General features: G+C 62.1%; 26 protein-coding genes. 9 read left to right on the forward strand and 17 right to left on the reverse strand.

Translation table 11 applies throughout. From position 1 onward, the window contains the following. Positions 1-8 precede the first annotated feature (8 nt). The 3 genes from groES to MTX23_RS19570 form a co-directional block, all read right to left on the reverse strand. The gene (gene groES / locus MTX23_RS19560) at positions 9-323 is read right to left on the reverse strand and encodes a co-chaperone GroES (protein WP_280971840.1); all 315 of its coding nucleotides are present in this window, start codon (positions 321-323) and stop codon (positions 9-11) included. 293 nt (positions 324-616) lie between these two features. Next, on the reverse strand, positions 617-2125 hold the full coding sequence (locus MTX23_RS19565) for an amidohydrolase family protein (RefSeq protein WP_280971841.1): 1509 nt from the start codon (positions 2123-2125) through the stop codon (positions 617-619). A gap of 580 nt (positions 2126-2705) precedes the next feature. Beyond that, positions 2706-3383 carry a protein-L-isoaspartate(D-aspartate) O-methyltransferase gene (locus MTX23_RS19570; protein ID WP_280971842.1) on the reverse strand — a complete coding sequence of 226 codons (678 nt, stop codon included), beginning with the start codon at positions 3381-3383 and terminating at the stop codon, positions 2706-2708. Positions 3384-3982: 599 nt separating this feature from the next. Between MTX23_RS19570 and MTX23_RS19575 the strand changes: the two genes are divergently transcribed. Beyond that, positions 3983-4339 (forward strand): MTH938/NDUFAF3 family protein, encoded by a 357-nt coding sequence (locus MTX23_RS19575; RefSeq protein WP_280971843.1) that lies wholly within the window; start codon positions 3983-3985, stop codon positions 4337-4339. Between the two features lie 86 nt (positions 4340-4425). On the opposite strand, the gene MTX23_RS19580 is transcribed toward MTX23_RS19575, so the two are convergent. After that, on the reverse strand, positions 4426-4836 hold the full coding sequence (locus tag MTX23_RS19580) for an SRPBCC family protein (RefSeq protein WP_280971844.1): 411 nt from the start codon (positions 4834-4836) through the stop codon (positions 4426-4428). A gap of 322 nt (positions 4837-5158) precedes the next feature. On the opposite strand from MTX23_RS19580, the gene MTX23_RS19585 reads away from it, so the two are divergent. Continuing rightward, complete coding sequence (locus tag MTX23_RS19585) at positions 5159-6328, forward strand: saccharopine dehydrogenase NADP-binding domain-containing protein (protein WP_280971845.1); 1170 nt, start codon at positions 5159-5161, stop codon at positions 6326-6328. 115 nt (positions 6329-6443) lie between these two features. Here the strand turns inward: MTX23_RS19585 and MTX23_RS19590 are convergent, their stop codons facing one another. The 4 genes from MTX23_RS19590 to MTX23_RS19605 form a co-directional block, all read right to left on the reverse strand. Beyond that, complete coding sequence (locus MTX23_RS19590; RefSeq protein WP_280971846.1) at positions 6444-7271, reverse strand: carbohydrate ABC transporter permease; 828 nt, start codon at positions 7269-7271, stop codon at positions 6444-6446. Beyond that, the gene (locus tag MTX23_RS19595) at positions 7268-8230 is read right to left on the reverse strand and encodes a sugar ABC transporter permease (protein ID WP_280971847.1); all 963 of its coding nucleotides are present in this window, start codon (positions 8228-8230) and stop codon (positions 7268-7270) included. The genes MTX23_RS19590 and MTX23_RS19595 overlap by 4 nt, the downstream gene beginning before the upstream one ends. Positions 8231-8400: 170 nt before the next feature. After that, positions 8401-9819, reverse strand: coding sequence for an extracellular solute-binding protein (locus tag MTX23_RS19600; protein WP_280971848.1), 1419 nt, complete (start codon positions 9817-9819; stop codon positions 8401-8403). A 55-nt stretch (positions 9820-9874) separates the two neighbouring features. Next, the gene (locus tag MTX23_RS19605) at positions 9875-10987 is read right to left on the reverse strand and encodes an ABC transporter ATP-binding protein (protein ID WP_280971849.1); all 1113 of its coding nucleotides are present in this window, start codon (positions 10985-10987) and stop codon (positions 9875-9877) included. A gap of 580 nt (positions 10988-11567) precedes the next feature. Here MTX23_RS19605 and MTX23_RS19610 point away from each other — a divergent pair. Then, positions 11568-12557 (forward strand): LLM class flavin-dependent oxidoreductase, encoded by a 990-nt coding sequence (locus tag MTX23_RS19610; RefSeq protein ID WP_280971850.1) that lies wholly within the window; start codon positions 11568-11570, stop codon positions 12555-12557. A gap of 259 nt (positions 12558-12816) precedes the next feature. Here MTX23_RS19610 and panD read toward each other — a convergent pair whose 3' ends face one another. The 6 genes from panD to MTX23_RS19640 all read right to left on the reverse strand — a co-directional run bounded on the left by panD (position 12817) and on the right by MTX23_RS19640 (position 17988). Continuing rightward, positions 12817-13206, reverse strand: a complete 390-nt coding sequence (panD, locus tag MTX23_RS19615) for an aspartate 1-decarboxylase (protein WP_280971851.1) — start codon at positions 13204-13206, stop codon at positions 12817-12819. A gap of 574 nt (positions 13207-13780) precedes the next feature. Further along, positions 13781-15064, reverse strand: a complete 1284-nt coding sequence (locus tag MTX23_RS19620) for a cystathionine gamma-synthase family protein (protein WP_280971852.1) — start codon at positions 15062-15064, stop codon at positions 13781-13783. Between the two features lie 187 nt (positions 15065-15251). After that, positions 15252-15656 carry a hypothetical protein gene (locus MTX23_RS19625; RefSeq protein WP_280971853.1) on the reverse strand — a complete coding sequence of 135 codons (405 nt, stop codon included), beginning with the start codon at positions 15654-15656 and terminating at the stop codon, positions 15252-15254. Positions 15657-15700: 44 nt separating this feature from the next. Then, the gene (locus MTX23_RS19630; RefSeq protein ID WP_280971854.1) at positions 15701-16435 is read right to left on the reverse strand and encodes an ROK family protein; all 735 of its coding nucleotides are present in this window, start codon (positions 16433-16435) and stop codon (positions 15701-15703) included. Positions 16436-16559: 124 nt separating this feature from the next. After that, positions 16560-16820, reverse strand: coding sequence for a PepSY domain-containing protein (locus MTX23_RS19635; protein WP_280971855.1), 261 nt, complete (start codon positions 16818-16820; stop codon positions 16560-16562). A 475-nt stretch (positions 16821-17295) separates the two neighbouring features. Next, on the reverse strand, positions 17296-17988 hold the full coding sequence (locus MTX23_RS19640) for an FMN-binding negative transcriptional regulator (protein WP_280971856.1): 693 nt from the start codon (positions 17986-17988) through the stop codon (positions 17296-17298). Between the two features lie 693 nt (positions 17989-18681). Between MTX23_RS19640 and MTX23_RS19645 the strand changes: the two genes are divergently transcribed. Next, positions 18682-18855 carry a hypothetical protein gene (locus MTX23_RS19645; protein WP_280971857.1) on the forward strand — a complete coding sequence of 58 codons (174 nt, stop codon included), beginning with the start codon at positions 18682-18684 and terminating at the stop codon, positions 18853-18855. A 140-nt stretch (positions 18856-18995) separates the two neighbouring features. Here MTX23_RS19645 and MTX23_RS19650 read toward each other — a convergent pair whose 3' ends face one another. Then, positions 18996-19271: a hypothetical protein gene (locus tag MTX23_RS19650; protein ID WP_280971858.1), complete on the reverse strand. Its 276-nt coding sequence runs from the start codon at positions 19269-19271 to the stop codon at positions 18996-18998. A 95-nt stretch (positions 19272-19366) separates the two neighbouring features. On the opposite strand from MTX23_RS19650, the gene pdxY reads away from it, so the two are divergent. From pdxY to MTX23_RS19675, 5 genes are all read left to right on the forward strand, one after another. Then, on the forward strand, positions 19367-20224 hold the full coding sequence (gene pdxY, locus MTX23_RS19655) for a pyridoxal kinase PdxY (RefSeq protein ID WP_280971859.1): 858 nt from the start codon (positions 19367-19369) through the stop codon (positions 20222-20224). Between the two features lie 51 nt (positions 20225-20275). After that, positions 20276-20620, forward strand: a complete 345-nt coding sequence (locus MTX23_RS19660; protein WP_280971860.1) for a tRNA-binding protein — start codon at positions 20276-20278, stop codon at positions 20618-20620. Between the two features lie 138 nt (positions 20621-20758). Beyond that, positions 20759-20989 carry a hypothetical protein gene (locus MTX23_RS19665; protein WP_280971861.1) on the forward strand — a complete coding sequence of 77 codons (231 nt, stop codon included), beginning with the start codon at positions 20759-20761 and terminating at the stop codon, positions 20987-20989. A gap of 11 nt (positions 20990-21000) precedes the next feature. Next, positions 21001-21147, forward strand: coding sequence for a hypothetical protein (locus tag MTX23_RS19670; protein WP_280971862.1), 147 nt, complete (start codon positions 21001-21003; stop codon positions 21145-21147). 404 nt (positions 21148-21551) lie between these two features. After that, entirely contained in the window at positions 21552-21788 is a 237-nt protein-coding gene (locus MTX23_RS19675; protein ID WP_280971863.1) for a hypothetical protein, read from the forward strand. A 35-nt stretch (positions 21789-21823) separates the two neighbouring features. On the opposite strand, the gene MTX23_RS19680 is transcribed toward MTX23_RS19675, so the two are convergent. Then, positions 21824-22021, reverse strand: coding sequence for a hypothetical protein (locus MTX23_RS19680; protein WP_280971864.1), 198 nt, complete (start codon positions 22019-22021; stop codon positions 21824-21826). A gap of 283 nt (positions 22022-22304) precedes the next feature. Then, positions 22305-22490: a hypothetical protein gene (locus tag MTX23_RS19685; protein ID WP_280971865.1), complete on the reverse strand. Its 186-nt coding sequence runs from the start codon at positions 22488-22490 to the stop codon at positions 22305-22307. Positions 22491-22653: the final 163 nt, after the last annotated feature.

The raw sequence follows: 22653 nt of genomic DNA on the forward strand, positions 1-22653 counted from the left end.
GGTCAGCGTTAGGCCGCCTTCTTGGAGCCAGCGACGTCGGTAAGAACGCCCATGATGTCGCTCTCCTTCATGATCAACAGTTCCTGGCCGTCGATCTTGACCTCAGTGCCCGACCACTTGCCGAACAGCACGCGGTCGCCGACCTGGATATCGATCGGAATCAGCTTGCCGCTCTCGTCGCGGCCGCCGGGACCAACGGCGATGACTTCGCCCTGGGAGGGCTTTTCCTTGGCAGTGTCGGGAATGATGATGCCGCCTGCGGTCTTCTCTTCGGCCTCGATGCGCTTGACCACGACGCGGTCGTGAAGCGGACGGAATTTCATGCGATCCTCCTTGGCTTTTGTGATTATTGCTGGATTGGCAGTCGCAATGAGCGAGTGCTCGCCGCTCCTCACATAAGCCTGTGACACTTGGGGGCGCAAGGGCTTCGACCCATGTCGCCTGTTGGCCCAAACAGCGGTTGGGATATCAGCTATTCCGCCGCTGTCAGGGGGATCAGAGACATGCGGCAAGCGGGCCAAAAGCGACGCGATTGACCCTAAGCCGAAGTCGGATTTGCGGCATCCGCGCGTCCATCGCGCCAGCGGAGCTTGCCCGCGCCCCTGGCGCCGTTCACTTAGCTCGCGCGAACGTAGCCGTAGCGGAGGTTCGATGGCTGCGTCGCGGCTTGTATGTACTCGTTCTTGAGCGCCGCGAGGCGGTCCTCGGAAAAGGCCGGCATCCTGGTGTTCTCAGCCGCCTTCAACTTGATCTTGTAGAACCTGGTTGCGTTGCCCGCGAAGATCAGCTGCTTGGTAGCGCTGTTGGCGTCGCCGAGCGCGGCAAAGCCGTACTTCTTCTGCATATCCTCCGGGATTTCGAGCCGGCGGAGCGCCTCGATCTGCCACTGCGGTGAGCCGTACCAGACCGAGTCGGTGCCCCACATGACGTGGTCAACGCCCATCCCCTTGATCAGCGTGCCCACCAGCGCGGCGCAGAACTTGGGATGCGCCACTGCCGAGTTGGCAAACGACGTACCAAGCTCGGCATAGACATTGGTGACGCCGAACTTCTGCGGGATTTCCGCGAGATCCGAGGCCCATTGGATGCGACCGGTCTGCTCGAACTCCGCCCACGCCTTGTCCGGCAATTCGAGGAATGGCCGTAGCGCCGAGTGATAGATCACGAAGTTCATGTGCGGCCAATCCTTGGCGGCCTTTCCGATGTCCCACGCCGTTGCGTATTCCCACACGCCGGCGAACGACTTCTCGTAATCGGGCGGCAGCAGCCCCTTGTGGATACAGAGCGTGTTGATGCCCGCCTTCACCGCTTTCTCGTAGAACGGATACATCACCTGTTCGTCGTCGAGCCGCCATGGAAACTTCGAGGGCGCCAGCGGGTCGCCGATCGTATAGGACTTCCAGGAATCCGGCTTATAGACCTCGATCGCCTTGTCGACCTCGTCCATCCAGCCGGGTTGCTTGGGGGTGATGACGGAGTGTGCCAGCAGACGCCGGGAGCCAGCGAGGTCGTTGATCAGCTCGCGCGCCTTGACGATCTGCTCGTTGGACAGGAGCCACCAGCTCGGGTCGTCGAACGGCGCGCCGCTCAGGAGCGCCATGTTGGTGTCACTGTCGTAGTAGATCTCTTTCACGTAATTCTCGAACTTGTAGCGGGCGAGCGAGGAAACGCCCTCCTCCTTCATCTTCGGGTTCCAGTGCTCGCTCGCGAACTTGCCGAGGTCCAACAGCTCCGCGTGATTGAAATCGTCGCGCACGAAATGGGTCTGGACATCGAAGATGAACTGGTCGGCGAGGCTTTGCGCGCGCGCCAGCATGAGCTCGGGCTCGCGAGCCTCGGCGGGAGTGACCTGGAAAACATTGCCGTAGATGTCGTTCATGGCGAGGAACGCTGCCGCCATGCCGCAGCTCGTGTGCAGGAACTGCCTGCGGCTCAAGCCGAGGTGCTTGCCGTTCACGTCGGCGAGCTCGTTGATCCGCGCCTCGACCTTCTTCTGCGTGGCGCTCTGCGGGGGCGGGAGATATTCGCCGTTGGAAACAATCTGTGTCGGTATAGGCGTCGCAGCCGATGCCGCCTCCGCGCCCGTGACGAGACGCTGTTCTCGCTCACTAAGCCAAGTGCTCATTGTTCTCCTCCCGTTTGTTAGCCAGTGCCGAGCGGTGCGCGCATGAGGTGCGCGTTGGCCACTCCCAATCAGTTAGATGGACCGACTAGGCGACCTCTCCTGTTCAGCCGCGCATGAATCCATCACACGCCTTCCGCCCGGGCTTGCTCTCTTCATCGCTGCGAGAGCGCGTCATCGCTGCGAGAGCGCGGGCATACTCGAAAAACTACTTGCGGTAGTGGCGTATCATTGCTGATTCAATGCTTAAACTTTTATTGGCGCAAGCGATGTAATGCGACAGTCACACTGTCCCAACGCGGCATCATTCTTTCATCCGATCATTTTCAGAGCCGAAGACGCGGCTGAAAGAGCTGCGCATCCAAGTCATCCTCCACCATCTTCGCTCCCGATCTGAGGCGCGAGATGACGGTGGTTTAAGCAGCTCGCCTGCGCGCGAGCGGTACTCGACAGTGGAGCCTCATTGCAGCTGTTATGCCGGCGCTTTGGTGGACGGTACACCACGTGCGGGTCGCGAGGCTGGAGGCGTTGCCGCTCCGGATCATTGTGGCCATGCTCCGTTCCGGATGCGCCACTGGCCTCATTATGAGCCGGATCCGGTCCCCTCGAGTTGAGAGAACCGGACCGCCAGAATCTCTTTCATCGTCATTCTGCCGTTGGCAAGCTTCTCGGCCAGAATGAGCTGCTGCGTATTGGGCAGGCCGGCCGGTATCACCATTTTTCCACCCGCTTTCAATTGGTGGATCAGCGGAGGAGGAATGAGATCGGGAGCGGCGGTCACAATCACCTTGTCAAATGGGGCGTGCTCTGACCAACCGTGATAGCCATTGGCAATTTTGAGTTCGACATTGCTGCAGCCCTGCCGTCGGAGCCGTTGTTTCGCCGCTTGGCCAAGCTCTTCGATGATTTCAACGGAGTATACTTTGCGCGCCAGCTGCGCGAGGATAGCGGCCTGATAGCCAAGACCGGTACCGATTTCGAGAACGCTGTCGTCGGCCTTGATGTCGAGCAGATCGGTCATTAAGGCGACGACAAACGGCTGCGAGATCGTCTTTGCGAAGCCGATTGGAAGTGGAATATTGTGATACGCGTAGGGCTGAAGTTCGATTGGCACAAACTCATGCCGCGGCACCTTGCCCATGGCAGTCATGACGCGTTCGTCTAGCGCATTCTTGCCGATTGCGTCGCGCAGCTCAAAGACGCTGGCGGCGATGACGGCGAGCATGTGTTTACGCAGGGGCTCAAGGTTTTCTGCTCGCATTGGCAACCTTCACGGGCACGCAATTGGAATGCTTTGCCCTAACTGATGTTCCGGCCGTTGGCCGCGGATCACATCGGCGTTGCGCATGGGCGAAATGGGCGGCGCACCCGCGCACGCCCAGCCAGTTGCAGCAACTGCCCACCCGTTACGACCGCTCTCGCGGGCCATGCCGAGCAAGTTCCTCAAGTGGAACTCTGTCGCCGATGGCGTTACCCTCGACACGCTGAAGGCCTCACAGGGCCATCAAGGACAACGAGGCGCCTTCAAACGGGCAACAAAAATTGTACAATATCGACGGTTGCCCTTGAAGCGGGACATGCCGAAATCTTTGTGGCGGAACGGGCAGCGACCGTCGGCAGGCATTTTACCAGCACTCCGGCGCCGTTCCTTTGCTCGCGCTACCAGCATTTGCATTTCGCAGGCTCGCGCTGCTCCTGAGCCAAGTGCAGCGCCGAACGACAGAGCAGCGGAGGATCACCATGAGTTGGTCCTATATCCCGAGATGGAAGTAACTGGAACGCTCTTCGGCGAGGATGATGCTGGCGTCGAGGGCCTCTCCGCCGCGTGTTTGAGCAGGCTCTGACCATAAGGAGGTAGCGATGAGGATTGAGGGCACCACTTTTGGCGCGATTACGATTGACGGAAAGACGTATGAACACGATGTGGTCGTTCGCCTATCCGGCGAAATTGTGAAGCGGAAAAAGAAGCTATCAAAGAAGCTCTACGGTACCTCGCACGTGCTTTCGGAGGATGAGGCCAAATTTGTCTTCGAGAAGGGATGCGACCAGCTCGTCATCGGCTCGGGTCAGATGGGCAACGTGCACCTGTCACCGGAAGCCGAGGCCTTTTTCGAAAGAAAGGGTTGCGAGGTCCTGCTGAAGCCGACACCCGAGGCGATCGGGGTGTTCAACCGGTCGCGCGCAAAGAGAATCGGGCTCTTTCACGTGACTTGTTGAAAGAAATGTCAGGGTGAGGTTGTGTATCCATGCCCATAGAGGCACGGCACCACGGTCGGTTCGAAACACGACGTCCCGTTTTACGGTTACGCGCCCCGCTCAAGCAACTCCTTCAGCTTTTGCTCGTTTCTCGGCAGCTGCCTTCGCACTTGCCGAACGATGAACGGAGCCAGCACCCTGGCGATCCCGTGGGCTTCTATTTCGAGGGCGATCGTTACGCGCGACCGCTCGCCGTCATCGAGTGGCTCAACTATGCCTTTGGCAATCGCTGTGAGCGGGCCGCCAACCCCGCGCACCGTCCATGTCCTCGGAGGATCAAGTTCGGTTATCTCCTCCGTCCTCTGCAACTTCCGCGGACCGACCAGCCGGGTCACCACGGCTTTCAACGGGGCGTCACCTTCCCGGCGCGCCGACACGACGCCCCCCTGCCATTCGGGGAAATGCGAAAAGTCCGTCGCGTATAGAAAGACGTCGTCGGGGCCGACGGGATATCTCAATGCTCTCTACGATCGTTGCCATCTGTTCCTCCTTTGCTCCGATCTCCTGTGGATGTCGCCGGGCCGAGGCGCTGAGCATCCGTCGCCGCGGGCCACCAGGTCGAGCTGGCGGAGGCGCGCCGGGGGTCAGGCAAGGATGTCGTACTCGTCTGGGCCGATGGGCTCATCTCCCTTTCGCTCGTGCTCTGGCCCTTCGCATCGTACTCCCCCAATCACCTGCCGGACAGCCGGACGCCTCTGGCGAAAGTGGCCGCGAAGCTTACAGTGCGATTGCACACGGATCCGAAGATAGCTCTTCCGGGTCTCGAGGAGGACCAACGTCGTGAAGCGGGACTTCGACCTCATCGTCTATGGCGCGACGGGCTACACCGGCCGTCTCATCGCCGAATACCTGGCGACGTCCTATCGCGGCAACGATGCTCCGTCCTGGGCGATCGCGGGACGCTCGACCGATAAGCTCCGGAAGGTGCAAGTTGACATCGGCGCACCAGACGATTTGCCTTTGGTTAAGGCGGATGCCGCCGAGCCGGCCAGCCTGCGTTCGATGTGCGAGCGCGCGACCGTGATCATCACGACGGTCGGGCCTTATCAGCTCCACGGTGCCGAGCTTGTGGCGGCCTGCGCGGCCACTGGCACGGCCTATGTTGATCTGTGCGGCGAACCGGCGTGGATGCGGCACATCATCGACGCCCATCACGAAGAGGCGAAACGGACTGGCGCGCGCATCGTCTTTTCCTGCGGCTTCGATTCCATACCGTTCGATCTCGGTGTGCTCACGTTGCAGGAGAAGGCGCGTGAGAAATTCGGACGCCCGGCACGCCGGGTCAGGGCCCGCCTGCGCAAGGTGAAAGGCGGCATGTCTGGCGGCACCGCGGCGAGCGCCCAGGCGACGTTGGCCGCCGCCGCGCGCGACCCGGCCCTGATCCGGCTGCTGACCGATCCCTTCGCGTTGACGCCGGGGTTCACCGGGCCGGCTCAGCCGTCGGGCCTCCTCCCCGAATACGACCCGAGCATGAACGCGTGGCTCGTGCCGTTCCCAATGGCGCCGATCAACACCAAGAACGTGCACCGCACGAATTTCCTGTTGGGTCATCCCTATGGCACGGACTTCGTTTACGACGAGATGATGGTGGCGCCGGGATTTGGGGAAATCGCTCGCGTGACGACGGAGACGTTCGCCACGATGGTGTCCTTGTTCGGGACTGGCGGTCTCAAACCTGGCGCAGGCCCGACTCGGGAAGAGCGCGAGAAGGGCTTCTACGACATTCTCTTCCTGGGCGAGCTGCCGGATGGCCGACGGGTCGAGGCGGTAGTCACGGGCGACCGCGATCCGGGCTACGGCTCGACCAGCAAGATGATCGCCGAGAGCGCTCTCTGCCTCGTGCGCGACGTGCAGGGCGAAGGCGGCACCTGGACGCCTGGCGCGCTGATGGGTCCGGCGTTGCGCAAGCGTCTGAAGGAGCGCGCCGGCCTCACCTTCGGCGCGCGTTGAGGTAGCGCTCGGAACTGCAGCGGCGTGCTGGATTCCGTGAATCGTAACCGCCGAAAGCGCGGCTTGACGAGCGCGAGCCTCAAAGCCGGTTCAATGGTCGCTTCTATTGGCATGCTTATCGGAGTGTGCCAAAGGACAGGCCACGCACAAGGTATTTCTGCAACGCGAAAGCGAGGGCTACGACCGGCAACGCACCGAGCATTGCAATCGCGGCGATGTCGCCCCACAGAACGTCGTGCCCCTCCATCAGCACCGGCAGAATGAACGGCAAGGTCGTCACGTCCGCGCGGGTCAGGATGACCGCGAAGAAGAATTCATTCCAGGAAAAGATGAAGGCGAGCATCGCGACCGCGAGGATCGCCGGGCGCGCCAGCGGCACGCAAATTTCCCAGAAGGCACGCCAGCGCGTCGCGCCGTTGACCAGAGCCGACTCCTCCATGTCGCGCGGGATCTCCTCGAAAAAGCTCCTGAGCACCCATGAGATGAAGGGGATGTTGAAGACAGTATATTGCAGGATCAGCGCAGTATAACTGTCAAGCAGGCCAAGGGCCGACCAGAAAAGGTACATCGGAATCGCCACCGCCACGGGCGGCATGAAGAGAATGCTGAGCACCATGAAGGAGAGATTATCGCCGCCCGTTCGGTAGCGACCGATCGCGTAGGCGGCCGGCACGCCCAATAAGAGCGACAGGACGGTGGACAGCGATGCGACGATCAGGCTATCGCTCAGGCCTTTCAACCCGCCCCATTTGAACAAGGCGTCGGTGAAATTCGCCCAGTGCAGCTCGGACGGGATAAAGATCGGTGGCGAATTAAGCCATTCGCCCGGTGGCTTGATTGCGGTGATCAGCATCCAGGCGACCGGCGCGAGAAAGATGAAAAGTGCGACCGCAAGCGCAAGGCCGCAGAGAAAGTCCGACAGCTTGAGGCCCTGGCGCTTCATGCCGCAGCCTCCCGACCTCCAGGGCTCGAGCGCCGCGTGAGCGCGATGAGAGCCTTGGCCAGGATGCTGACGATGATCAGCTGCAGGATAGCCAGAGCCGAGGCGTAACCGAGATTGAAATAGCGAAAGCCCTGAATGTAGGTGAAGAAGGCGAGGTTCTCGGTTACCGTGCCTGGCCCGCCGGCGGTCAGCACGTAGATGATGTCGAAGAGTTTGAAGGTCATCAGAATACGCAAGATCAACGCGATGCCGATCACCGGGCGCAGCAGCGGCAGATAGATGCGCCAGACGATTTGCCAGCCGGTCGATCCGTCCATGCGCGCCGCTTCGACCAAAGCGTCCGGCAGAGAACGGAGTCCCGCGAACAGCAGCAGCGTCATAAACGGCGTCCATTGCCAGAAATCAACGAAGATTAGGGCCGGCAAGGCAAGCGAAGGATCGGCCGTCCAGGTCGGCTGGCCGAGATGCAGCAGGCCAAGCACGTAATTGACTGGTCCGAACTGATAGTTGAACAGTTGCGTCCATTGGAACGCGGCGACGGAGCTCGAGATGATCGTCGGGATGAGCAGCAACGTCGCGATCATATTTTGAAAGCGCCGCAAGCGATTGACCAGAAGCGCGAGCGCCATGCCGACGGGGAATTGCAGAAAGATCACGCCTGCCAGGAACCAGAGTGTGACGTGCAGACTGCTCAAAAACAGCGGATCGCCAAAGATGCGAAGATAATTACTGAGCCCGATCCAGCGATGCGTGCCCGGAATCAGCATCTGGTAATTCCTCAGCGACACGGAGAGCGCATAGCACAGCGGAAAAATGCTGTTTGCCGCCAGCATCGCCAGGGTCGGCGCCAACATCAACCAGCCGAGACGTTGTGCGCTGTCGGCGTTGTGGCGAGGCTTCGACAAGAGGGCGATGGAAGCTGGTCTGTTCATGGCACTGTAGCGACGGGCGTGCGGCACAAAAGTATGAGCTTGCCGGCCTCGTGATGCATCGATCGGTCTGCAGATGGCGTTCGGTTGAAGCGCCCACCGTCATTGCGAGTGGAGCGAAGCATCCGGTAAGTCGATCGCCTCACGGATTGCTTCGCCGCCCTGGCAATTGACGATCGCGTCGGTCCGAAGCCATCCTGCTAATAGTTCAAGCCCACTTCCTTAAACGACTTCACCCAGGCCGCATAAGCGGCCTTCTGCGCGTCAGGATCCTCGGCCTGGGTGATGCTCTTCCACTCGTTTGCCGCCGCGTCGAGCGCGGCCTTGGGAGCAAGCGAGCCGGCCAGCGCTTGACTGACATAGAGGTCGAGGATGTCGAGATAGCGCGGCGCGCCGGGGATGCTGAGTTCGGGATAGCCGTCTTTTAGCCCCTCGCCCATCGCCTCGACATAAGATTTGGCGGAAGCAGCGTCGAGTGCCGGCTTGCCCTCGTGATTCTTCATCGCTGCTTCGGGCTTCAGAGAGGATTTGCGATAGGGATCCTCGCCGCATTCCGAATCGTAGATATAGGTCACACCCACGTCGGGAAGCTGCATATGAGCCGCGACCTTGTAGGCGTTCTCGGGATTCTTGGAGAAGGCCGAAACCGCCATTACGCGGCTGTACGGCATGTAGGTGCGCGATGGGCAGGCAGCGTAGCCTCCCTTCCCTACAACCTTGCTCATCTTCGGATCGCCGACCTTCAGCGCAAGATCGTCCCATTGCACCACCATGGCGGTCGAGCCGTTGAGGAAGGCTTCGTTGAGCCCCGGGTAGTCGATCTGAAGAATGTTGGGCGGTGCATATTGCTTCTGCTTGACCAGCATCTCCAAAGCCTTGACGCCAACGTCGCTGTTGATGCCGGGCTTCATGTCATCGGTGAACCAATGACCGCCGAGGCCGGCGAATATGTTGATGAACCAGGCGTAGCAGAAGCCACGCTGCGCGTAGAACGCGGTTCCGTACAGTTTCGGCGGCCGGGTGAAGAATTCGGCGATCTGCATGAACTGATCCCAGTTCTTCGCCGGCGCGAGGTCCCAGCCGTATTTGGCCTTGAAGTTCTTCTTTTCCTCGGCATTGTCGAACAGATCGGTGCGGTAGGTCACCTGCAGCATGTCGCCGTCGTACATCAGGGCGTAGAGCTTACCGTTCCGCTTGATCACGGGATCGCGATAGACCGGTAGATAGTCGTCAAGCTGCGGATCGATGATTTTCGTATATTGATCGAGGTCGCGCAGGAAGCCGAGCGCGACGAAATCGCCGAGAAAATACGGTGGAAAGACCAGGAGGTCGTAGGCCGCGGATCGCGCGGTCAGTTCGGAGACCAGCTTTTCGTATTGACCGACGAAAGGAAGGCCAATCAACTTCAGATCGAGGCCGAACTGTCTCTTGATGGCGTCGGCCTGCCACCGGAACGGATTCTGGTTTTGCCCGGCGTCAATCTCGACATTGACCGTCGTGGCGGCCATCGCGACGCGCGGCAGCATTGCGCCGCCGAGCAGCGCTGCACCGCCGCCCAGAATTCCGCGGCGACTAAGCCATCCGCGCCGGAACGAGACTTGGCTGGAATTGCCGATCATGTCCGTTTCCTCCCTCTGAGTTCAGGTTCTTGAAATCGGCGGACGATGTGGCCGATCAGCCCGCGACCGCCGCTTCCGGTTTTGCAGCTGCCGCTGGACCAGAAATCCGCTCGCCGTCGGGGCCAAACACATGCAATTGGTCGGGTGGAACGGCGAGCCACACCGACCGCCCGACCTCGAGCCGGACGCGAGAGTCGAGCGAGACGTGAATTGGGGTGCCGCCGAGGCGCAGCACCGAGATGGCCCTTTCGCCTTGAAACTGGGTGGTCTCTACCTTCGCCAAACACGCGTCTGCGACGGCACGACGATGAACCGTCACTGCTTCCGGCCTGAAGCCCACAGTTATTTCGCCGCTTTGGGCGCTCAGCGCTTCGATTGCATCGGGGCGCGCGGGCAATGAAAAGCCGTCGCCCTCGAGCGCGCCGTTCCTGTGTCGGCAGGGCAGCAAATTCATGCGCAATTGGCCGATGAAGCCCGCCACGAAGGAATTGGCCGGATTGAGATAGAGCTCTTCAGGCCTGCCCAATTGCTGCAACACGCCCTTGTGCAAAACGGCGATGCGGTCTGCGATCGCCAGCGCGTCAAGCTGATCGTGGGTGACCATGATCATGGTTGCGCCGAGCTCACGCTGCAACCGACGCAGTTCGGTTCGCACCGACTCCCGCAAGCTGGCGTCGAGATTGCTGATCGGCTCGTCGAGCAGATAGAGGCTTGGCTTCTGAACGATGGCGCGACCGATCGCCACACGTTGCTGCTCGCCGCCGCTGATCTGCTGAATGCGGCGGTCGAGCAGATGCTCGACGCGCAACAGGCGAGTGACCTCGCCTACGCGCGCGGCAACTTCGTCCTTGCCGACATGGCGCACGCGCAGCGGATAAGCGAGATTTTCGCGCACCGACAGGTGCGGGTAGAGGGCGTAGCCCTGGAACATCATGCCGATATGCCGATCGCGCGGCGACAGACGGGAGACTTCGCGGCTGCCTATGAAAATGTCCCCGTCGTCCAACTCTTCCAGCCCCGCGATCATGCGCAACAGAGTGGTCTTGCCGCTGCCCGATGGCCCGAGCAGACAGAGCAATTCGCCGTCGGTCACGTCGAGGCTGAACCCGTCGAACAGCGGCGTTGCGCCGAAGCGTTTAGCGAGATTGCGCAGCGAGACATTGGCCAAGAACCGCGCCTCCTACCCTTTTTTGGCGGACGACCTTCATGCGGCCGTCTCTCGGGCGACGCCTAGTGTTGAACCACGAAGATTTTAGCCCGATTTCTGTTCGTTTCCAGCTTAATCGGCTGCTGCGTTGCGGGATGGCTCTGCACGAGATGCTTTTATCAAAGACGCTGCTGCGTGAGTTCCGTTCAACAATGCCTCCGCAGCGTCCGCTTGGCACTGGAGCGGTTGTAACACGCGGAGCGGGGGATGAGGCGCCTTACTTAAGACTAATCAATCAAACATCGAGCTCTCCATCACCAAAACCATCTATAATTGCAATCTATGTGTGACGCCCTTCTCGAGCAAACGTAATGCCGAAGACCGGCTGAAAGGCTCATCCGCCATTCTTCGCTTCAGTTGGCGGGCACGCTTCGCTAACGCGGCCTACTCGCTTGTGCGGTTCGGCAGATTGACCCGCATGGCGACAATATCCATATGAGGCAAGCGATCCGGCTGAAGCCCGCCGTTTCGCACCAACCTGGACGCAGCCGAGTACCGCTGGCCGCCTCCTTCACGCACCTTCTTTCGTTCAGGAGCTCCCGTGGCGGCACTGTCTGTTCTTGATCTCGTCCGCGTCACCCAGGATACCGATGCGCGGGGCGCGCTCTACAATGCGCGCGATGTCGCTGTCCATGCCGAGGCTTGGGGCTATCGCCGCATCTGGGTGGCGGAGCATCACAACATGGCCGGCATCGCGAGCGCCGCGACGTCGGTCGTGATCGGTCATATCGCGGCGGGAACGAAGACCATCCGCGTCGGCGCCGGCGGCATCATGCTGCCCAACCACGCGCCTTACGTCATTGCCGAGCAGTTCGGCACGCTGGCGCGACTGTTTCCTGATCGTATCGACCTTGGCATCGGCCGCGCGCCGGGCACGGATCAGCTCACGCTGCGCGCCCTGCGCCGCACGCCTGAAGCCGCCGAGAATTTTCCGCAGGACGTGCTCGAGGTGCAGGCCTTCCTGGCTGAAGCCGGCCCAAACCAGCGCATCCAGGCCGTGCCGGCCGCAGGGACGAACGTGCCGCTGTGGATTCTCGGATCGAGCAATTTTGGCGCGATGCTGGCTGCCGAGCTCGGGCTTCCCTACGCCTTCGCCTCGCATTTCGCGCCTGAACTCCTGCTCCAGGCGCTGCATATCTACCGCACCCGCTTCAAACCGTCCGAGCAGCTCGACCGCCCCACCACCATGGTCGGCGTCAACATCATCGCCGCCGAGACGGACGCCGAAGCGCGCCGCCTGGCAACGACGCAGCAGATGTCGTTCACGAACATCTTCCGCGGCGCGCGCGGCCTCAGCCAGCCGCCGATCGACGACATCGAGACCTACTGGTCGCCGTCGGAGAAAGTCCAGGCGATGCGGATGCTCGAACGCTCCATCATTGGCTCGCCCGACACGGTTCGTGCCGGCATCGATGCGCTCGTTGCGGAGACCGGCGCCGACGAGCTGATGATCGTGTCCGACGTCTACGATCACGCAAAACGGCTGCGATCCTTCGAGCTGATCGCCAAAGCCGCCGGGATCATGCCCTAACCATTTTGGCCGGACACGTAGCCCGGATGGGCGCAGCGATATCCGGGGCTAACGCCAATCCAGCCCCCGCATATCGCTCCGCTCATGCGGGCTACCCGTCACGGCTCCGTTCTCCATCCGACTCCATTTTGTTCGCAAAGAACGAATCGGAATCACGCAAATCGGCGCGAGAGAAATCCTAACAATCCGTTTTCCATTCGGATGCCCAGCATGCGCGCTAAGCTACTGCGGACGCAGTCGTACAACCGCCCTACTCGGCTTACGCGTCCGCCAAAGCTTTCGCGGATGACGCAGCAGACTTCGCGACATGCCGGTTCTTCTCATCGACCATCACGATCCGCGGCTGAAATTTGCGCGCCTCGTCGGCGTCGAAGCTGGCGTAGGCGACGATGATGACCTTGTCACCTGTCATTGCGAGCCGCGCGGCCGCGCCGTTGAGGCCGATGGTGCCGGATCCCGCGGGCGCCTCGATCACGTAGGTCGAGAAGCGCGCACCGGTGTCGATGTTGTAGATGTCGACGCGTTCGTTGATGAGGAAGCCGGCGGCCTCGATCAAATTGCGGTCGATCGAAATCGATCCTTCGTAATGCAAGTCCGCTTCGGTGACATGCGCGCGATGAATCTTGCCCTTCATCAAAGTCACTTGCATCGAGGCCATCCCGTATCGTTGCGTCGGAATTTTCCGCGCCGCCAATAATGGCGCAGCGCCTCTCCGTCAATGTTCTCCGGGCGCGCGCTCGCTTCGAGCCGTTCCCTGTCTCGATGGATTTGTTCTGAAATCGCCGATCACTTTGGTCTGGAATCGCTCCGCGTCACATGAATCCGAGAATGGATGTCCTGCGACGAAGCCTTTCCGGAGCAGGTTATTATTTGTGCCCCGTCGGCGACCGCGGCCGCCGTAACTCAATGAGCAAAGACGTAATCTGCCATTCTTCGCGACAGGGCAATCGCATATGAGATTCGAACTGCAACGGCATCGGCAGTCGGCTCCCTCTCCCGCTTGCGGGGGAGGGTTGGGGGTGGGGGTATCTCCGCGAGTCGACTCGTGGAAAGACCCCCCACCCGCCGCGCGCTGTGCGCGCGTCGGCCTCCCCCGCAAGCGGGAGAGGCGGAGGGGAATCCGCGGACAACCTCCTCGGAGGATCATATGCGATTGCCCTGCCGCAGGCGGGACGAGGTAAAGGATGGACCGCCGCCCGATCCGATCTGAATTCCCCTGTCGTTCACACCCCACTCAGCGCCTGCGCGATATCGGCCACGAGATCCGACGGATACTCGATCCCGATCGACAGGCGGATCGTCGAGTCCAGCACGCCGATCCGCTTGCGGATGTCGGCAGGCACGCCGGAATGCGTCATCGTGGCGGGCAGGCTTGCAAGCGACTCGGTGCCCCCTAGGCTCACCGCAAGCTTGAAGATCTGCAGCGAGTTGAGGAATTTTTCCGCGGCGGCCTGGCCGCCGACGATATCGAAGGAGAAGGTCGAGCCCGCGCCGCTGCATTGGCTGGCGAACACGCGCCCCGCAGGCGACGCCGCATCGTGGTGGCCGAGATAATGCACCTTCTCCACCCTGGGGTGATCGCGCAGATAGTCGGCGACGATGTGCGCGTTGTGGTCGGCCTTTTCCATGCGCAGGCCCAGCGTTTCCAGCGAGCGGCTGATCATCCAGCAGGTATGCGGATCGAGCTGCGTGCCGATCGCGCCGCGCAGCGCCTTGACGTCCTTCATCAGCTTCTTCGAGCCGAGCGCCGCGCCCGCGATCAGGTCGGAATGGCCGCCGACATACTTGGTGAGCGAGTACAGCGACAGATCGGCGCCGTGCTCGATCGGCCGCTGGAACACCGGCCCGAGCAGCGTGTTGTCGCAGGCGACCACAGGCGTATGCCCCTGCGTCTTGCCGATCATATCAGCCACGCGCCTGGTGAGCGCGATATCGACCAGACCGTTGGTCGGATTGGCCGGCGTCTCGATGAAGATCATCGCGACGCGTCCCTTTTGCATCGCCTCCGCCGCCGCCGCGCGCACGACGCTCTCGTCGATGCCGTCGGCAAAGCCCACCGCGGCAATCGAGAGTCCCGCGAGCGTTTTGGCGAACAGCGTCTCCGTGCCGCCATAGAGCGGCTGCGAATGCAGGATCACGTCGCCCGGCCGCGCGAAGGCGAGCACCGTGGTCGAAATCGCCGACATGCCCGACGAGAACAGCGCACAGCTCTCGGTGCGCTCATAGATCGCGAGCCGGTCCTCGACGATCTCGCTGTTCGGATGATTGAAGCGCGAATAGACCAGCCCCGCTCCCATCCCTTCCGGCGGCTCGCGGCGGCCGGCGACGAAGTCGAAGAAGTCCTTGCCGTCCTCGGCGGTCCTGAACACGAAGGTCGAGGTCAGGAACACCGGCGGCTTGACCGCGCCCTCCGACAGTTGCGGATCGTAGCCGTAGTTCAGCATCTGGGTTTCCGGATGCAGCACGTGATTGCCGATATGGGTCTTCGACGGAAACGGTTTCACCACGGCCTGTCTCCTTGTCCTTGAGGGAACGTCGAGCTGGCAGCGACTCCAAGACTCTGTGGAAGCATACTCCACCTCTGGCCCGTTCGGGCAAAGCCGGACGACGCCGTCAGTCACTACTAGGTGCTTTCGGTGGGGGCGTGGCGTCTGCGTACACCACGGCTGTGCTCAGGAACGGCGGAGAGAGACGTCAGCGCGAGCGCTTCGGCAGTTTCGGCAGGTTGTCGAGGTTGAACGGCGGCAGCGGCCCGCTCGGCGCGGGCGCGGCCTGCGCTGGCTCGCTTCGAATGAGCGTTCCCTCGAGGATCATGCCGGGCACTTCATCGGCGGTCGCGGTGAATTTGCCGACGTTGCCGGCGCATGTTCCCTCGAGCCGAAGCGTAAGACGGTCGACGCCAAAGACGGTCTCGTGTCCGTCGGTATGTCGCTCGGTGGTGACGACAGCAACAAACCGGTCGCCATTTACTTCACAGGAGCCGCTATAGGTCGTGATGCTGTCACGCCCCCATATCTTGCCGTTCGCGACATGGGCGACGCCCGTGCCCTCGCTCAGAGGCGTCTTGAACCACGCGGCATAGGTCCCATCTTCCAGCATGAGTCGTTCCGTGAATGCGGTCGTCTCATATGGGTTTGCCAGCCCTAATGCGCGGTTAATCTTAGCTTGACGCGCCTGATTTCAGATTTAGTTGCGTCCTTGCCCCACAGCCGAAAGCCGCCTTCGAACGCGTTGGCATTGTCGCCGAGCCGCACCTTTCGCGGCAGGTTGTCGATCTTGTCGGCGTTGCCGCCGCCGAGCACGACATAGTCAGGCTCGAGCGCGGCAAACAGTCGCTCCAGCACATCGTCGACCGACTTTCGCCACTTCTTCTTGCCGCGCCGTTTCAGGCCCGCCGCGCCGACATAGTCCTCGAATGTCTTCCCCTTGCGATACGGCAGGTGACCGATCTCCATCGGCTCCAGAACGCCGTCGACGATCAGCGCGGAGCCGAGGCCGGTGCCGAGACCGAGGAACAGCATGCGGCCGCCGCGGTAGCTGCCGATCGCCTGCATCAGCGCATCGTTGACGACCTTGGTCGGGCGGCCGAAGGCCTTGCGGAAGTTGAAGCCGGCCCATCCCTGGCCGAGATTGTGTGGCTCCGCCAGCGGCCGGTCGTGGACGACAGGCCCGGGATATCCGATCGCGATGACGTCGTAGGACCAATCCTTCGTCAGCGCCTTGACCTGGCGCACCATCGCCTTGGCTGACAGATCGGGACCCGAATTGAACTCGCGCTTGATGCGCTCCCTGTCGGTCATCACCTTGACATGCGATCCGCCGATGTCAATCGCCAGAACCGTCGGCCGCGATGTCCGTTTTGCGGTTGTCTTCGCCATGAATGGATTAACGCCGCCACGGGCGCGCCTCACGGATGCGCTCCCCCAACACGGCAAAATACAGCGCCGCTACTCCGTCAAGGCCGGATCAAGTCATTCGGCGCTGTGAACGTGCCGACGCCGGTTACCAGCCACGCTCCACGTTGCGTATCTCGCCGGTTCGCGAATCGACATAGACCTCCATCCAGTGGCCGAGACGGTCGCGGCCTTGGACCTGCCACTCGTCGCCGAGGAACTCGGTGTTGGACACCGTCATGATGCCGACACCGGTTGCGACGTCGAGCGCGGCCTCCATCGACATCTGGTCGCCGGAATCATAGGCCATCGCAGGCGTCGCTGCGCCAAGCGCCACAGCTGCGACAATGGGAAGGATGACTTTTCGCATGGCTCTCTCCTCTCGAAATGGATGCGCCGCATAAACGGGCGGCGACGCGATCAGTTCCGATCGTGGGGATCACGAAACCGCACGGACCTTGCGACGTTCCGGCGATTTGGCGGCGGTTCCGCTGCGCGTGGGCGCCGCAGTTTTGTTCCCGATCCGACTCCATTTTGTTCGCAAGGAACGAATCGGAATCGCGCAAATCAGCGCGGAGCAACTCTTAACAAGACGTTTGCCGCGGCGCGCATGTCATCGGGCGTCAACGCGATCCATGACGGCGTCATGGATCGCTTGAAAAATGTCGTCGTTCCGCTCATTCAAACGAGCCAGCAGCGCTGCCCGACACATCGCTGTTTGTTCGCGATCCGACTCCACTTCGTTCGCAAAGAACGAATCGGAATCGCATAAATCGGCGCGGAGAAATTCCTAACAACAGGTTGCTTCAGGCGACACGACATAAGCCGGAACGTTATTCGCCGATCTATTTGCGACATGTGGTGGGCGGGGCTCCGCTCACCTGCCCTCTATGCTCCGCCGGTTCTTCATAACGAAGCTCCGGCCGCAACGCTCGCATCTTGCCGGCGAGCCGCCGGCTTCCGCTCTCCTGCGAGCGCGCCAACTGTTTGGCGACCGCGACGTGGTCCCCATCGCTCTTGTGTTGATTGAGCTTCGACTGGCCCTCGATCTCATCGACGACGAGCTCGATCACCCTGATCGCCGACAGCATAGTCTCGCGCTTGCCCGGCTCCATCTGCGCGAGGTCCCAGGGCTGCTTCGGCAGCCGCCCCTCGGAGACTGCGAGCAGCGCATCGCCGTGGCCGCGGTTCTCGCCGGCCCCGCGCAGATGCGCGACGCCGGAGAGATGCACCGCTTCATAGAGCCAGGTCGAGACATTGTCGCGCGAGGCGTACCAGTCGTTGGAGACATAGGCATCGTCGCCCGCGACGATCAGGAGGAATCTCCGCCTGCCATCGGCGAGCTCGACCAGCGGGTTCTTCGCGGTGAGATGGATCTGCACGATCGCGCGGCCGTCACGCTGTTCGATCACGAAGGGTACATGCGAACCGCGCGGCCCGCGCGCTTCGGCGGCAACGATGACGCCGAAGCCGCGTTCGGCGGCGAATGCGAGCGCGCGCTGCTCCTCGATGCGGAATTGGGGACGCAGGATGTGCATGGCGCAAACTCGATCGGCTGGCGGATGGTCGGCGTCCGCAAGGCTAGCCTATTCTTATTTGCGGGTCACGGTTCGCGCTCGCTGTGAAGCGCGGCCGATGCGCCGCGCAAGTCAAATTCAGGCGCATCACCTGCGACAAATCAACCCGACGGGCAACTCGCCAGAATCTCGTCAAGCCCTCGCGGCAGAAATATTTCTGTTTTTCAGAATCGTAACTCGGTGTATGAATGGCCCATCTCACCCGCTTGAGGGGCGCTTCGCGATCGTCACGGGTGTCGGGTCGAGATGCGGTGGACGCCGATTGCGCGACTGACGAGCACGCATGAGGCGGACGGTGAAGTCGTGCAGGCCTGACGCCCTAGTGGCAGGTGTCTCATCAGCAAGAGGTTATGCCTCTGCTGAAGACGGTGACAACAAAGCCCAGTCTCGCCGGGGAGAGCACGTATAAGCCGTAAACCATCGCGCAGGGAAAGCCGGAGTGTTTCCGGTTTCACCTGTGGTCCTACCCCTGTGCTTTCTCATTGCACAGGGCCCATGGGTGCGATCGGCACCCGGCTTTCCCTGCGCCCTCTTCTCATCGAGGCGGGCGAAATTGCGACAAAGCTCGGGCACGTGGTTGCCGCGAGAATGCGGACTCGCGTCCCGAGATATCACGGGTTACGCTGTCGCCATGCCAAGCACAGGAATGCCAGCATGAACGGCAACCGGTATTACGGCGTTCGCGTCGAGGGCGCCAAATACGGCGTAGGGTTCGGCTCGGCGCTAGCGATCGCAATCTCCTACACCAACAATCACTCAATCCTGTGGGCGATCATCCACGGCATCCTGGGCTGGCTCTACGTCATCTACGTGGCCCTGTTCAAGTGAGCCGGCCTGCACGACAAAAAGCCTGCGACGATGTCGCAGGCTTCTTGCAAGCTGGGTCGCGACGCGCATCCCCGGTCGCGAGCGGGGTGAGCACGCGGCGGGCGCCGTGCGCGACGCGTGAGCAGCGATTGCAGCGCCGCTCAACGGACCGCGCGACCGACGGTTTCGCTCCGGCCTGCCGCGGCCCTGATTTGGTGTCGCGGCGCCAGGACACCAAGCTGATGCGGCGTGAGCGAATTTGCGACGGACGGCTGTTCCTGGACATCTGCGGCGCCCAGCACCTGAAGCTGGACGGCCGAGATCGGCAGGCCCGCCTTTTCATAGGTCGGCAGTTCTGCCGCGGTGGCGGCGGTGGCCGCCGTCATTGCGAGCATGGCGGCCAGGGCAGCGGACAGGGACAGTTTCTTGTTCTTCACGGCAATTCTCCTCGTAGGATCGAAATACGGAGCTAGTCACACTTTGCTGCACCGCAATAGCACGATTCTGCATCGCACAATCATGTGATGACCGTATGACCGTGATCTCCATCCAGTCCCAGGTCGCGTGGGGCCATGTCGGCAACAGTGCGGCCGCCTTTCCGATCCAGCTCCACGGCATCGACGTGATCGCGGTGCCGACCACGCTGCTCAGCAACCGGCCGGGATACCCGACGATCCGCGGCCGGGTGCTCGACGTGCAACTGGTCGCCGATCTCCTGCGCGGGATCGAGGAGCGCGGCGCCATCGACGGCGCACAGATGATTCTGTCCGGCTATCTCGGCTCGGCCGACATTGCGCTGGAGGTCGCCGACTTCGTCGCGCGCGCCAAGGAGAAGAACCCTGCGTTACGCTATTGCTGCGATCCCGTGCTCGGCGATCGCGACCGCGGCATGTTCGTGCGCACCGATATCCCGCCGCTGGTGCGCGACGAGCTCTGCCCGCTCGCCGACATCATCACCCCCAACCATTTCGAGTTCGAATTTCTGTGCGGCACGAAGGTCGGCACGACCGAGGCGGTGATTACGCAGGCCCGCAATCTCATCGCACGCGGCCCGTCGACCATCGTCATCACCAGCGCCGAGCTCGCCGACACGCCCGGCGGCGAGATCGAGACGCTGGCGATCGAGCGCGCCGGCGCCTGGCGGGTGCGCACGCCGCGACTGCCGATCAGCCCGTCCGGCACTGGCGATCTGTTCGCCGCGCTGCTCGCGGCCGCGCGCGTGCGCGGATCGGCGATGCCTGACGCGCTCGGCCACGCCGCATCCGCGATCTACGCCGTGCTGGAGCGCACGGCGCTCAGAAAGACCGAGGAAATGCGCATCGTCGAGAGCGCCGAGTTGATGCTTCATCCGGCGCGCCGCTTCGCGGCCACCGCCGTCACCGCGCAATAGAGTTCGATGCGGACGCCTTCGGCGGCCGCTCGGGCAAGCCATGAGGACCGTATGTCTGCCCTGAAGCCACAAGCCACCTATGATGACTTCGCCCGGCTCGATATCCGCATCGGCAAGGTCGTCGAGGTGCAGCCGTTTCCGCGCGCGCGCAACCCGTCCTACAAGGTCGGCGTCGATGTCGGCGCCGAGCGGATCATGTGGTCGAGCGCGCAGATCACCAATTACACGCCCGCGGCGCTGGTCGGCTCGCTCGTCGTCTGCGTCTGCAATCTCGGGCCGAAGAACATCGCGGGCTTCACCTCGGAGCTCCTGATCCTCGGCGCGAAGGACGCCGCAGGCCAGGTGATCGTGCTCGGTCCGCGCAGCGAGGTCGCAATCGGCGAGCCGATCTTCTGACATCACGCGACGATCACGGCCGGTTGATTCAAATCGTCCGTTTTCCCCGTAATTCCCCGATGGGGGATCATCCGGATTCTCCGCAGCGATGCGCACTGCTATCTCAACGTGTAAGAACGTTGCCACGGGAATCAGAACATGTCAGCCGTCTTTTTCCACTGCTCCGACGACCAATACGTCCTGCTCGATCGCAACGGCGCCGCCATGGACCTTGCGGAGGCGCGCGACCATGCGGAGCGCATCGTGCGCAGCTACGTCATGACGCCGAGTGCGGAGGATTGGCGCAACTGGGTCCTGCACGTCACCGACGATCTCGGCGACGAGCTGTTCGAGCTGCCATTCACCGCCGTGCTCGGCGAACTGCACTGAAGGAGGACGCGATGCCGCTGCGCCGCTGCCTCGCCGTGCTCGTGGCGCGCTGCCAGGAACTGATTGACAGCGTCTGCCATCCCTATCGCCCCGAGCTGCACTACATGCGCGGACCCGGCCCGAAATGGCGCGCCCGGCATCAAGTGCTGCATGACTAGTCCGCGCATCGCGTGCATCGCCACACGAGAAAAGGCCGACGGGCGTTACGCCGCCGGCCTCCTCCTGCAGCTGCCGGCTCCCGGAGTCCGGTTCCACTGCGATTCCGCTCGATGGCGAGCCTGCGCCCACAGATTTAATCAAATCTTAACGGCCCCGCGGTGAGCTGGGTCACACCGCGCCGGCGACGTGACACACGATGGATCGACCGAGCATCGCGCGCCACCTCTCCGGGCAACTACGGACTCCATCGCCGTGCCGCGCATCGCGTGCACATGTGGTTATCGCGCGTGATGTGTTGCACATCGTTTTTGCGCCATCGCTCGACGATTGTGCGTGATGCATCTTAGGGAACCACTCGACTCAGTGTTACCCTGTGGTGCATACCGAAACGGGGAACTTCGGCATGCCATACTACACATTCGATCTCGTGGTAGGAGAAGAGTTCCGCAACCAGGGAACCATCATCCTCGAAGACTTGGGCGTTGCCTCCGATCGCGCCGATCAGCTTGCGACCGAGCTGGCGCAGGTCAAGCCAGAGTTGAAGGCGCGCGGCTGCGCCGTCCGCGTCACCGATGTCGACCACCGCGAACTCTATCGCACGCCGCTCGATCCCGTGCCGCAATGGCGCAGGGCGAGCTAGCGTCGACGGCTCCAGGTCTCAGGTGATCGCGCCCGTCACCGCGCGGTCTTGATCTTGCTGCGCGCGGCGACCGGATCGACCAGGCCGGGCAGGAAGCTGAAGTTGGCCGACGTCTTGTTGTCGACCAGGGTCGCGAAGTTGTGACAGCTCACGCAGGAGCCCGGGCCCGGCAGGCTTGGATCGCTGCCGATGCAGTTCTGGATGTCGGTCTCGAACGTCAGGTTCGAGAGCATGCCGGGCATCTTGCCGTCAGGCACCCGATGCCGTGAACTGGCCCCTTTCGGATTGTTCTTGATGAAGTTGAACTGACCGTTGCGCGTGGTCAGCGTTTGCGGCGGCGCCGGCCCTCGCTTCTAGGTCTAGGCGTGCTGTGAAGTCGCGTTTTTCGGTGGAGTGCGTTATCGCGGAAGACGTCGTGCGCCTCGGTCGCGCGCAGCTGTGCCGGGGAAGTCAAAGACGAATGATCCAGCGGACGCGCCGCTGGATCATGTGGTTGATGGTCGTCCCGTCCGATCGTCAGCTTTGATGCGGCCCACGCATCATCTTCATTGCGTCCTCGACGTTACGCCACTCCCGGGCCTCTTTCATCTCGCCCTTGCTCTCACACGCCACAGCGTTCTGCGCGGCCTGGGCGATCGCCTGCAAACCGTGCTTCTGGAGCATTTGCCGCGCGATGGTGTGGATTTGCGTTTGGGCTATCATAACGCTCTCCTCGATTGTCCGATGCCGCAGCGCAGAGATTTGGCCAAATATCCCGCGGCACTGACATCAAAACCGCCGAACGCGAGGTCTGGTTCCACAGGACGCGAGCCCGGTGCCGAGCAATCATCAGTTCCCACGCCCCGGTTCGGCAGTTACAGAGAGA

Origin of the sequence: Bradyrhizobium sp. ISRA436, from assembly GCF_029910015.1 — a bacterium.
In the GTDB taxonomy this organism is placed as follows: Bacteria; Pseudomonadota; Alphaproteobacteria; order Rhizobiales; family Xanthobacteraceae; genus Bradyrhizobium.